Genomic DNA, 11,002 nt, shown 5'->3' on the forward strand with positions numbered 1-11,002 from the left:
CCGTTTTAGTGAATACAGCTTGACCAATCCCATAGCGGAGACCCCGCGACAGGACCGAACTGCTGTCGCGTAGAGCGCAGGCAAAGACACCGTTCTTTGCCAACGGAGACGCTTTGCGTGGAACAAGAACATGAGGAAAACAGATGACTATCAAACACCCCCTTGCCATGAGCAGTCTGCTCGCCGCTGCCATCCTGGCCGCGGCGGCACCGCTGGGCGCCTCGTCGCACCGCGAAGCGCCCGCGATCACCGAACACCCCAAAGTCGACGGAACCGACTTCTACGTCTTCCGCAGTTACGAGCCGGGCCGTGAGGACTACGTCACCTTCTTGGCCAACTACCAGCCGCTGCAGGTCAACTATGGTGGGCCGAGCTACTATACGATGGATGCGGACGCGCTCTATGAGATCCACATCGACAACGACGGCGATGCGATTGAGGACCTGACGTTTCAGTTCGAATTCGACAATCAACTGGCCAACAATGGCGCAGGCATCGGCCTCGACATCGGCGGCGAGCAGGTGGCCATTCCGCTGAAAATCGCCGGGATGATCCTGCCGAATGACCAGTCTCTGCTGAACGAATCCGAAAGCTACGGGATTACGCTGGTTGAAGGCGACCGGCGCAGCGGCACGCGCAGCGTTGTGACACAAGCAGGCTCGTCCAGCGCGACCTTCGTCAAGCCGCTCGATCATATCGGTGTCAAAACGCTGCCGGATTACGACGGTTATGCGGATCAGTTCATCTATGACATCGACGTGCCGGGCTGCGACACACCCGGTCGGGTCTTTGTGGGCCAGCGGTCTGACGGTTTTGCGCTGAACCTCGGGGAGATCTTTGACCTGGTGAACCTCGTGCCCATCGAAGGCGACAGCGCGCCGGGTGCGGGCGACGGCGGCGGTCGGGACGGCGGCATCACGCAAAACCGCGACAACGACGACGTCTTTGGCAAGGTCAACGTGTCGACCATCGCGCTAGAGATGCCGATCTCCTGCCTGACCACGGGCGATGAGACCGTGATCGGCGGATGGACGACCTCCAGTCTTGCGCAGGCCGAGCTGGAAGACGCCACGCCTGGCTATGAGGCGACATCGCGGATCGGCGGTGCGTGGGTGCAGCAGTCGCGCATCTCGACCCCGCTGGTGAACGAAGTGGTAATCGGCATTCCGGACAAGGATCGCTTCAACGGGTCCGAGCCCATCGATGACGTGGATCTGGCGACCTATGTGACAAACCCGTCCTTCCCGGCCCTGGTGGACCTGCTGTTCCGCACGCCGCTTGGTGCGTCGGAGAACATCGCGCCTTCGAACTTCCCGCGGCAGGATCTGGTGACCACCTTCCTGACAGGCTTCCCGGGCCTGAACCAGCCCGCCAATGTGCAACAGGCCGAAATGCTGCGGCTCAACACCGCCATCGCTCCGACACCGCGTGCAGATCAGCACACGCTGGGCGTTGTGGGTGAGGACCTTGCCGGGTTCCCGAACGGTCGTCGCCCCGGTGACGACATCATCGACGTGACGCTGCGCGTGGCGATGGGTGCGCTTTGCCACCCGGTCCCGCTGGGCGCCGAGCTTGGTGTCGATGGCGCTGTCGAAGATGAGGCCAGCGATCTGATCAACCTTGGTCTCTGTGCGGAAGCGGATGCGCCGGTTGGGGCCGTTGCCTTTACGGATGGTGCGCCGATTGCAGCGACGGAGTTGCAGAACCGCTTCCCCTATCTGAACTCGCCGATCCCCGGATCGCCGAACTGATCGACCAGAAGAAAGGAGTATCGCTATGAGAACCTTCTCGTTTCGGATCATCTGTTCACTGGGTCTGGCCACCGCACTGGTCGCTTGCGATGACAGCGACGGGCCTGTCGACGGGCTGACAACAGCGCTGCAAGCCTTGGGCAGCGACTTTCAGACCGCCTTCAATCAGGGGCGAAACGACACGCCGATCAATGTTGATGTGGCGCGCCTGACCCTGAACCGCACCGCCGAACCGTTCGAGTTCTGATCCCCTCAAGACTCGCCTCGAACGGAAGACGCCGCCGGATCATATCCGGCGGCGTCTATTGCGTTTGGTTTGCCTCACCGGGCATGTCAATGAGTGTTCCGGTTTCTGGATCCCGCACCACTCTGCGGCTGTATCGCACGGTCATATCGCCGACGCTCGCCGTGACGATCACGTCATAGATTTCTGACCGCCACCCTGTGAGAACAGGCTGCAAAAGGCCGAGATCAGCCAGATCCTCGGAGGTCAGAAATCCCATGGCGTTGCGCCGCTTTGCAAGGCTGCGCGCCACGACAGGATTGCCGAAAACGGCCTGCAACACCGGCTCGGGCGCCGTGTTCAGATTGATGGTCGCAGGTGCGGGGAGCGTGGTGACGAAGGGTGCCAGCTTTTCCAGCACCAACTGATCAATCCCGAGGGTGCGCAAATCGTTCGGAGATGTCAGAGGCTGCTTGTCATAAACCAGATCAGCGATCTGCGCACCGACCTCCGCGGGCAGTTGTAGTGCCGCGAGCAAGCCCGCAAAAATGCGCTGCTGTGCAATCGCTGTCGGGCCGAGACTATTGAGATCGAACCGGCCCTGCGCGTCCTGCAACTCGACAGCGTAGCTGCCAAAGTCGAACATGACCTCCTCCTGGGCGACCTGGGCCCAGGGTTCTCCAAGGTGATCGCTCTCCGGCCCGCTCACAAGATCGCGCCGCAGCGCGGCCCTGAGCGACGCAACACCACCTTTGGCCAGCGCAAAGGCCTGCGTTCTGTCCGACGCCTTTCGGGTTTCGGATATGGCCGTCTCTTCGGCGCTCAGCATGGCCTGAACCAAGGTTGCGGCGATAGCCATGACCAGCAACACATTGATCAGCGCGACCCCGGTATCGTCTTGGCGGTCGGTCATTGGCCGTCTGGCGCTTTAGGCGGAAGCGGCAAAAGTTTGCGCAGGGTGGCCTCCCTGTCACCTTCTGGCAGCAAAACGAACTCGATCGCGTCCTGCTGGCTGGCCGCATTCTCCCCTACGCGCCCAACAAGGTGCCAGGATGCAACGGCCGGTGCTGGTAGAACCTGCTGCTCAAACGGGTCAAGATCCTCGCGCTCGATGATCCGGATCACACCGCCCGGTTTCTGGGCATAGGTCACGCGGTGATCGCCGGACAGAAGTGAGACCTGGTCCGGGCTCACCGATGGGGTGCCCCGCGCGCGCAGCAGGTCCACTTCGAAGAGGCGAAAGGCCGTCTCGATCCTCGCGAGCGCGTCGAGGCGTCCTTTGCTCTGGCTGTCCGTACGCACAATCGTGTCAAGCACCGCGAAACTGGCGAGACCAATCAGAGAGAAGACCGAGAGCGCCACCAGCATCTCGATCAGCGTCACGCCGGAAGAGGCGCCTCGTTTGGTCATGCCACTTTCACGACCTGTCCCTCTTTGACCTGAAGGACCGAGAGATCGCGGGCACATGTACGGTCTTTCCGAAAGGCACAAGGCCCTAGCAGCCCATTCATTGCCGGACCTCCGGTCATCTGGATCTGACCGTTCCGACTTCGGGGCAGGCTGTTGGCAAACAGCACGGCATCGACCGCAAGTCCGGATATGATGCCCATCTCTTCCCCCAAGGCGCTGCGATAGCTGGCCGAGAGGTTTGCGAACAGAGTCGGATCTGGACCGGTGAAGCTAACGTTACCGAGGGCGCTTAGGGTGCCTGGAGGGACATCAGCCCATTGTACGGACCCGATCACAGGAATGCCCGCCGCGCTGGCCTTCTGAGCGACACGGCGACTGCTAGGATCGGCTGCCGGCAGGTAGAGGCTGTTGGGGCTGCCCGCCGCCTCGGTCGCGGCCAAGCTCTGCAAAACGGTTTCGGGCGCTTTGGCAGGTAATGATCGCAGCACCTTCAGACCGCTCGCCTTTGCGGCGGCGGTCAAGGCGAAGGCGGAACGTGCCCCAAACTCTCCGCCTGGCTGGACCAATGTGATCGTCTTGGCTCCACTTTGAGCCGCAAATCTCGTCGCTGCCTGCGCCGAGTGCGCAGGGGTTACACCAAAGACCCAGGCACCCGCATCCGCCAGTTGATCGTTATTGGACAAGGTGATGAGCTGCGCCTTTGATGCGGATTTCAGAACAGCCGCCGTGTGATCTGAAAAGAGCGGTCCGACAAGAACCTCCGCCCCAGCCGCCTGCGCCTGTTGGGCGGCGGCAACCGCGCCCTCAGGGGATGGCCCGGTATCGAAAACCGCCGCCCGTTGCAGCAGCCCCTGACGATCTTCCGCAAACCACACCGCCTTGGCCATTGTCTGCCCGAGACCGGCCTGCGGCCCGGATAGCGGCACCAGAAGCGCGGTTTGCGCGGGCCGCGACGCTACTGAGCCCCCGGGTCGCGGCGACATTGCGCACCCCGCAACCAGTGGCAGAGCCCCGGCGCCGATGAGATGAGAGAGGACCTTTCGTCTGGAACAGGCTGTTGGCATTCTGGGGTCTCCTACATTTGCGAGGTCAGCGGATCAGCTGACCAGAGTGTTGAGATTGACGATCGGCAGCAGGATCGCGAGCACCAGCAGCATGACGATCCCGCCCATCACCAGCAGCACCAGCGGCTCGACGAGACCGACCAAGGCCTTGACGGCGGCATTAAGCGTATGGGCTGTCTCCTCGGCGTGGCGCGCCAGCGCAGCTGGCAAAGAGCCACCAGCCTCTCCGCTGGCGACTATCGTGATCATCACCGGCGGAAAGGCGCTGTGCTGCGCCATGGCCTGCGACAAGGCCGCGCCATCGCGCACGGCTGTTGAGACCTGCTCGACGATCGCCCGGTATGCGAGGTTGCCGACCGTCCGCGCAGCTGCGGCGAGGGCGTCGTCAAGGGCCACCCCGCTTTGCGTGAGTGTCGCGAGCGTGCCCGCAAACTGGAGCGCGGCCCCCTGACGGACCAGCGGCACGCGCAGAAGTGTCTGATGCCATGTCAGGCGCGCCGCCGGGCGGCGCAGCATGTGCGACGCCGCCGTCCCTATCACGGCGAGCGACGCTAACATCCAGGGCCACCAAAGCAGGAGGCCGTCACTCACCGCGATCAGGCCACGTGTGAGGGTCGGCAGATCCGCACCGCGGCTGGCAAAGACGCGCACGATATCTGGCACGACAAAGACCAGGAGCGCGATAACAACCGCGACGGATACCAGTGCAAGGATCGCCGGGTAGATCAGCGCTAGTTGAACACTGTTCCTGTTGCGGGATCGCGTTTCAACATGCGCGGCCAAATGTGCCATCACCGCGCTCAGCCGTCCGGCCGTTTCGCCGGCCCTGACGGAGGACACATAGAAGACGTCAAAGACACGAGGATGCTTGACCAGGGCGGAGGCGAGGCTGCGGCCCTCCAGAATGGTTGTGCGCAGCTCAGTTGTGAGCGCGGCAAGCCGACCGCCTGATTGTCGCCCGACCGCTGCGAGCGCGTCCTCGATCCGTACCCCGCTGCCCAAGAGCGTGGCCAACTGACGGGTCAGCACAGCCAGTTCGGATGGTTTGAGCGTTTGACGTCCTGGCAAGGACGGCGACCATCTGGGACCCACGGGTCGGATATCCAATGGCAGCAGACCCTGCGCACGTAAGGATCGGCCAGCCGCCCGTGCATCTGTCGCGCTGAGTGTCCCCTCTTGTTTCCGGCCGGTGGCCGTTGTTGCGACATATCGAAAGCTGGCCATGCTCAGCCCTCAGCGCCATGTGTGACGCGCAGCACCTCTTGCGGTGTGGTCAGGCCGGCCCGGATCTTCTCCAGCCCGTCACGTGTGAGGCTCTGGGCCCGTTTCGATGCGATGGCTTGCAGATCCGCATCCGGCAGCCCGTCAGCAATGGCCCGCTCGAACTCAGCGCTGCTTTCGATAACTTCGTAGAGCGCGACCCGACCGCGATAGCCCGCATTGCCACAGGCCCCGCACCCGGAGCCTTTTCGAAAGGTCTCCTGCGCTTCTGCTCCGAGAGAGGCCGCTGCGGCCGCACCAAAGGGTTGCTCGGTTGCGCAGTCGGGGCATACCCGTCGCACCAGCCTCTGAGCAATCAGCCCACGCACCATAGGGGCCAGCAAGAACCGTTGAACCCCGAGGTCGACAAGGCGCCCGACGCTGCCGATCGCCGTGTTGGTGTGCAGCGTCGACAGCACCAGGTGACCGGTCATGGCACTCTCGACAGCGATGCGGGCCGTCTCACCGTCGCGGATTTCGCCGACCATGATCACATCAGGGTCCTGGCGCAGAATGGCGCGGAGCCCGCGCGCAAAGGTGAGGTCGGTCGCGGTATTCACCTGCATCTGACCGACGCCGTCGAGCGCGTATTCAATTGGATCCTCAATCGTCATGATGTTGCGCTTGCGGTCATTCAGCGCATCAAGCGCGGCGTAGAGAGTGGTTGTTTTGCCCGATCCCGTCGGACCTGTCACAAGAACGATACCATCGGGCCTTGCCAGCATGCGTTTGAACGCCTGTTGCGCATCTCGGCCCATGCCGAGACTGCTGACACCCGTGCGGGTCTGCCCCCGGTCCAGCAGCCGCAGAACCACGCGCTCGCCGTACTGTGCAGGTAGGGTCGAGATCCGCACGTCGAGTTCGTACTCGCCCACGCGCAAGGAGACGCGCCCGTCCTGCGGCACCCGCTTTTCCGAAATGTCGAGCTTGCCCATCACCTTGATGCGGCTGCACAAGAGCGGCGCAATGGTGCGGGCGGGTTCAAGCACCTCGCGCAGCACACCGTCAATGCGAAATCGGACGACAAGGCGCTTCTCTTCCACCTCGATATGCACATCCGAGGCGTTCTCGCGCACGGCCTCGAGAAGCAAGGCATTGATCAGGCGCACGACCGGTGCGTCGTTGCTTTGATCCAACAGATCGTCAATGGCTGCCGCAGTATCAGCCAGCTCGCTCAGGTCGGGATCTCCAGCCCCTGCTTCAGCTGCGGCATCCTCTGCGCTGTCCCGGTAAACGCTCTCAATCCGGCTGGCCAGCTCGTCCGACAGGACCTTGCGCAACCGCAGCAGACCGGGCTGGTGCCGTTGTGCCTCGACCACCGCAGTGATTTGCGTCTTGTCCGTGAAAAGACAGGTCTCACCATCCTCCAGAACCATGAGCCCATGGTCCCGGACGAAAGCATATGGCAGTCGCGCGCTCACGGAGCTGCCTCCAAAACCATGCGCGCCGAAACCATGCCGGGGGCCGTGAGGCGCGCCATCTCAAGAGACGCCACGCGCAGCCCATCTTCGCCCGCAAGCGTAGCGATCCAGCCGATCACCGCGTGGTAGGGCGTGTCGCCCAAGGTGACTGAAATCGCGCCCTCTGATGGATCGAGACGACGAATTGAGATGTTTGTAGCAGCGGCGCGCCTGGTCAGAAGCGTTGCGAGCGGCTCCGCAGCTGCGGCGGGCGATTTCAGGTCCGCCGATGTTGCAAGGAGCGTTGAGATCGCATCAGCCTTCGCGATGCGCGCGATGCTGTCGGCCCTGCTGTTGAGCAGAGGCAGGATCAGCAGCCCACCTACGACCCAAGCGACCATAAGCGCTCCGCAGAGCATCAGCAAACGTCGCTCGCGGGGGAGCAGAGGACGCCTCACTGGCCCCTCCTGACCTGTAGCAGGACCTCGGCGCCAGCCTCGGTGGTGTGCGCCGTCCCGCTCGTGACACGCAAGCCAGCTTCGATAAGTGCAGCTTCGGCGCGTTGCAGGGGGCCAAAGTCTCGGCCCTGAATGAGCAGGGTCATGACGCCGTCCCGCGCGCCATAGCGCAATTCGCGAAAGGTGATCTGCGCGGCCTGAGCCGTCAGCGCTTCAGATACATAGGAGAATAACGTCATGAACGGGTCCTGTTCTTTCGGGGTGGAGCTGCGAGCAAACCGCGCTTCGATCAGTGACAGCGGCTGGTCCGCCGTCAGGCTGGGCATCCGCGTGGCAAGCTGCGCATCCACGCCCGCGATGTGGTCGTCAGCGATGCGGGCCAGGGCCCGCGCGTCTGCCGCGAGAAGCGCCAGATGGCCCATAGCGGCGACAACTGTCGCAGCGATCGCGCTGCGCACGAACCGACGTGGCAGCCTCTTGCGGTGCCTGAATGCGCCGTGACGCAGGTCAAGCTGCAGGTCGGTTGGGTCAACGGCTGGCGGATTTTGCGAGATATCCACAACAGGAGGCCCACCCGCGATGGGGCCGGTGAGGGATGTGAGCTTGGGCTTGCCAGCGACGGCCCAGAAGCTCGCCAGTTCCTCGCCGCGGCAGACGAACCCGGTGCCGTCCGATGACCGAACATAAATGGCTCCCCCGTCACGCCACAGGTGCCATGTCGGATCCGCTGTCCGCGGACGGGGCACGCCCAACACATCCGGGATTGCGATGCCGGGCCGGTCGATGCCATCAAGCGCAACGGCCAGAGCAGCGTCATCGCAGACGGCCACCAGATACTGGTCAGGCCCGATCTGAGGCCCCAACGTCAGGTGGTCGGCGGGAGAAGTGGTGCAGAGCTGCCCATCCAGCGCGTAGTCTAGAGCGCTAACCCTCTGACGACGTGTCTTCAGAGGCAGCGGCACTGCAAAAAGCGTGACACTTGCCCCCGCAATGACAATGGGATCGGGCTGTTTTGCCGCGCGTGCGGCGTCGGTCAACCGGGCGGCGAGCGCATCGCATGCAGCAGGCGAGAACGCCGGTTGCGCGCATGCCACGAGCGCATTCTGACCCGCCTCATCACCTGCGCCACGATCAGGACGGCAGCCGGTGCCACATTGTGTAAACATTTGTTTTTCCACAATAAAAATACTTCCCAGCACGGGTTTTTGTGCCTATGTACTCAGGATTACGAGACTCAGAAGGAAAAGGTTTCATGACCCAAAACGCTTTGAAACACGCGTCCCGGCCCGGCGACGCAGGTGTGACCCTGATCGAGATGATGGTGGTTCTGGTGATGATCTCGGTGGTCGCGGCCATCATTGTGCCCAATGTCATTGGCCGTCCCGATGAAGCCCGAGCCAGCGTCGCCCAGACCGATTTGCGCTCCATCGCCAGCGCGCTGGAACTCTATCGCCTGGACAACAGAGCCTATCCCACCACCGGCCAGGGGCTTGCGGCTCTGGTCGAACAGCCTGTCAGCCCGCCGGTTCCCCGAAACTGGGCGCAGGGCGGGTATCTGACGACGGTCCCGCAGGACCCTTGGGGGAACCCGTATGTGTACAGATCACCGGGCGCGGATGGCGCCTTTGATCTGGTATCCTTGGGAGCCGATGGTGCACCAGGTGGAGAAGGTACCGCCGCAGACATCCCATTGGGTGGCCGTCAGGCGACGCTGCAAACGAGATGAAGCGCCGATCCACAACCGCTGGCGTCACACTTGTGGAAATGCTGGTTGTACTGGTTCTGATCGGTGTCTTGTCCGGCGCCGCCGCGCTCTCTCTGAACAGGCCGTCAGGCGATCAGGCGGAGCTGGCCGCGCTGAAACTGACGGCTCACCTGGATCGGGCGGTGCGCTATGCGCTTGATCATCAGATCGGCTTCGGTTTGGAGGCCGACCATGGCGGGTACAGTTTTTGGGTGCCCATGGGCGAGGAATGGCACCCGCATCCCGACCCCACGCTGAACGCGGTGAAACTTTTTCCGCGCAACCTGCGTATCTCGGTGCAGGACCACGATGGTGTGGTCTTCAGCGTGTCGCGGACCCTGGTTCCGAAGGGCAACAGGCCGTGGCACGCGACATTGGGGCAGGGGGCATCCGCGCGTGAGGTGATCTTTGACGGGATCACGGCGCGGATTGTCCCGGCAGGCGGAGGCTAGACAGGATGCACAGAGCTCAGGACGCGGGATTTACCCTCATCGAAGCGCTTGTGGCTCTTGGCGTCCTGTCGACCGCCGCTGTTTTTCTTCTGGCGGCCACGCAGTCTCATGTCACGCGCATCGGCACGATCACGGACAGGAAAGCCGCCCTGTGGGTGGCCGAAAACCGGCTTGTCGAGCTGGAGCTTGGCATCCCTGATCTGCCATCGGAGGTCGAAGCCCTTGGGCATCTGTGGCACATCAGCATCGAGCGTCAGGATACCTCCGACCCGGATCTCGCTCGCGTCGATATTAGGGTCAGCCCCGACGGCGCTCGGTCGGAAACGGCCGCGGCCCTGCTGACAGGCTTCGTGGATATGGGCACGGCGGGCGGGTCATGAGGGCTGATCTTTGGACTGTCGCGCAGTGGGGGATCTTGCTGTCCGCTTTTGCCTCCCTAGCGGTGGCCGCCCCCCCCGTCGTTCGGCATGCGTTTGGTATCGTGGTGATCGAGCAAAGGGCGCTGTCGCAGCCGCGCCCGCTCAACACCGACGTGCGACCACTGGACCTGACCGCAGCTTTGGAGCTCGCGCCATTCGGACGTGCGGCTGCCGCTCCATCTGAGCAAATCGCCGCTTCCGCGGACGGATACCCCGAGATGCAGCTCAAAGGTGTTTTCTCTGCGCCGGATGGCAAGGCGTCATCTGCGCTGATCGCACTGGCCGATGTACAGGGGTTCTACCATGTCGGTGACCCGATTTCGGCGGGCCTAAGTCTACAAACGGTTGCCCTAGATCACGTCATTATCGCGGCTCCAGATGGCACTCTCACGCTGCACTTCGATCAGACGGAGACTAATCTGGCAGCGCGAGCCCCGGCGGTCGAGACCGACGCGATCAATACGCGCCTTCGGGCCGCTGCCGTCGTCGCTGATCGAAACCAGCGGGCTGGTGCACCCAAGACCACCGAGGACTACATCAGTTACTGGCGCCGCAAGATCCAAAAGAACCCGCAGGCCGTGTTGGAGACGATTGGTCTCGAACCATCAGACGAGGGCTACAGGATCGCGCAAAAGCATAATCGCGGTGTGCGTCTTGCGGGGCTTCAGGCTGGCGATGTGGTGCGCAGCGTGAATGGCAGTGCGGTTGGCAACCCAGATGAAGATCGTGACGCCTATGACAAGATTGCCGCCTCTGGACAGGCGCGACTGGAGGTCCAGCGCGGCGACAAGATCCTCACCTTTTCCTTTCCGCTACGGTGA

General features: G+C 63.0%; 13 protein-coding genes. 6 read left to right on the top strand and 7 right to left on the bottom strand.

All coding sequences use genetic code 11. The features are described from left to right. The first annotated feature begins 143 nt into the window (after positions 1 to 143). Positions 144 to 1,751, top strand: a complete 1,608-nt coding sequence (locus ACVC7O_RS05025; RefSeq protein WP_458324993.1) for a DUF4331 domain-containing protein — start codon at positions 144 to 146, stop codon at positions 1,749 to 1,751. Positions 1,752 to 1,776: 25 nt separating this feature from the next. Next, a complete protein-coding gene (locus ACVC7O_RS05030; protein WP_458324994.1) occupies positions 1,777 to 1,998 on the top strand; it encodes a hypothetical protein in 222 nt (73 codons plus the stop codon). Positions 1,999 to 2,053: 55 nt separating this feature from the next. Here ACVC7O_RS05030 and gspK read toward each other — a convergent pair whose 3' ends face one another. The 7 genes from gspK to gspL form a co-directional block, all read right to left on the bottom strand. Then, positions 2,054 to 2,887 (bottom strand): type II secretion system minor pseudopilin GspK, encoded by an 834-nt coding sequence (gspK, locus tag ACVC7O_RS05035; RefSeq protein WP_458324995.1) that lies wholly within the window; start codon positions 2,885 to 2,887, stop codon positions 2,054 to 2,056. Then, entirely contained in the window at positions 2,884 to 3,384 is a 501-nt protein-coding gene (locus ACVC7O_RS05040) for a PulJ/GspJ family protein (RefSeq protein ID WP_458324996.1), read from the bottom strand. Before ACVC7O_RS05040 ends, gspK begins: the two co-directional genes overlap by 4 nt. Continuing rightward, positions 3,381 to 4,367, bottom strand: coding sequence for a penicillin-binding protein activator (locus ACVC7O_RS05045; RefSeq protein WP_458324997.1), 987 nt, complete (start codon positions 4,365 to 4,367; stop codon positions 3,381 to 3,383). The genes ACVC7O_RS05040 and ACVC7O_RS05045 overlap by 4 nt, the downstream gene beginning before the upstream one ends. A 114-nt stretch (positions 4,368 to 4,481) precedes the next feature. After that, the gene (locus tag ACVC7O_RS05050; RefSeq protein ID WP_458324998.1) at positions 4,482 to 5,516 is read right to left on the bottom strand and encodes a type II secretion system F family protein; all 1,035 of its coding nucleotides are present in this window, start codon (positions 5,514 to 5,516) and stop codon (positions 4,482 to 4,484) included. 158 nt (positions 5,517 to 5,674) lie between these two features. Further along, positions 5,675 to 7,129, bottom strand: a complete 1,455-nt coding sequence (locus ACVC7O_RS05055) for a GspE/PulE family protein (protein WP_458324999.1) — start codon at positions 7,127 to 7,129, stop codon at positions 5,675 to 5,677. Then, on the bottom strand, positions 7,126 to 7,566 hold the full coding sequence (gene gspM, locus ACVC7O_RS05060; RefSeq protein ID WP_458325000.1) for a type II secretion system protein GspM: 441 nt from the start codon (positions 7,564 to 7,566) through the stop codon (positions 7,126 to 7,128). Before gspM ends, ACVC7O_RS05055 begins: the two co-directional genes overlap by 4 nt. Then, entirely contained in the window at positions 7,563 to 8,732 is a 1,170-nt protein-coding gene (gene gspL / locus ACVC7O_RS05065; RefSeq protein WP_458325001.1) for a type II secretion system protein GspL, read from the bottom strand. The genes gspM and gspL overlap by 4 nt, the downstream gene beginning before the upstream one ends. A gap of 86 nt (positions 8,733 to 8,818) precedes the next feature. Here gspL and gspG point away from each other — a divergent pair, with 86 nt between their 5' ends. The 4 genes from gspG to ACVC7O_RS05085 are packed head-to-tail and all read left to right on the top strand — an operon-like array spanning position 8,819 to position 11,002. Continuing rightward, complete coding sequence (gene gspG, locus ACVC7O_RS05070) at positions 8,819 to 9,292, top strand: type II secretion system major pseudopilin GspG (RefSeq protein WP_458325002.1); 474 nt, start codon at positions 8,819 to 8,821, stop codon at positions 9,290 to 9,292. Continuing rightward, positions 9,289 to 9,762, top strand: coding sequence for a prepilin-type N-terminal cleavage/methylation domain-containing protein (locus ACVC7O_RS05075; RefSeq protein WP_458325003.1), 474 nt, complete (start codon positions 9,289 to 9,291; stop codon positions 9,760 to 9,762). The genes gspG and ACVC7O_RS05075 overlap by 4 nt, the downstream gene beginning before the upstream one ends. A gap of 5 nt (positions 9,763 to 9,767) precedes the next feature. Beyond that, positions 9,768 to 10,142 carry a type II secretion system minor pseudopilin GspI gene (gspI, locus tag ACVC7O_RS05080; RefSeq protein WP_458325004.1) on the top strand — a complete coding sequence of 125 codons (375 nt, stop codon included), beginning with the start codon at positions 9,768 to 9,770 and terminating at the stop codon, positions 10,140 to 10,142. After that, on the top strand, positions 10,139 to 11,002 hold the full coding sequence (locus tag ACVC7O_RS05085) for a type II secretion system protein N (protein WP_458325005.1): 864 nt from the start codon (positions 10,139 to 10,141) through the stop codon (positions 11,000 to 11,002). The genes gspI and ACVC7O_RS05085 overlap by 4 nt, the downstream gene beginning before the upstream one ends.

It is taken from the genome of Roseobacter cerffii, assembly GCF_054226325.1.

Coding starts and splice junctions, on each gene's coding strand:
- gspK (WP_458324995.1), bottom strand. CDS start 2,887: ATGACCGACCGCCAAGACGATACCGGGGTCGCGCTGATCAATGTGTTG.
- gspL (WP_458325001.1), bottom strand. CDS start 8,732: ATGTTTACACAATGTGGCACCGGCTGCCGTCCTGATCGTGGCGCAGGT.
- ACVC7O_RS05030 (WP_458324994.1), top strand. CDS start 1,777: ATGAGAACCTTCTCGTTTCGGATCATCTGTTCACTGGGTCTGGCCACC.
- ACVC7O_RS05085 (WP_458325005.1), top strand. CDS start 10,139: ATGAGGGCTGATCTTTGGACTGTCGCGCAGTGGGGGATCTTGCTGTCC.
- gspI (WP_458325004.1), top strand. CDS start 9,768: ATGCACAGAGCTCAGGACGCGGGATTTACCCTCATCGAAGCGCTTGTG.
- ACVC7O_RS05040 (WP_458324996.1), bottom strand. CDS start 3,384: ATGACCAAACGAGGCGCCTCTTCCGGCGTGACGCTGATCGAGATGCTG.
- gspG (WP_458325002.1), top strand. CDS start 8,819: ATGACCCAAAACGCTTTGAAACACGCGTCCCGGCCCGGCGACGCAGGT.
- ACVC7O_RS05075 (WP_458325003.1), top strand. CDS start 9,289: ATGAAGCGCCGATCCACAACCGCTGGCGTCACACTTGTGGAAATGCTG.
- ACVC7O_RS05045 (WP_458324997.1), bottom strand. CDS start 4,367: ATGTCGCCGCGACCCGGGGGCTCAGTAGCGTCGCGGCCCGCGCAAACC.
- ACVC7O_RS05025 (WP_458324993.1), top strand. CDS start 144: ATGACTATCAAACACCCCCTTGCCATGAGCAGTCTGCTCGCCGCTGCC.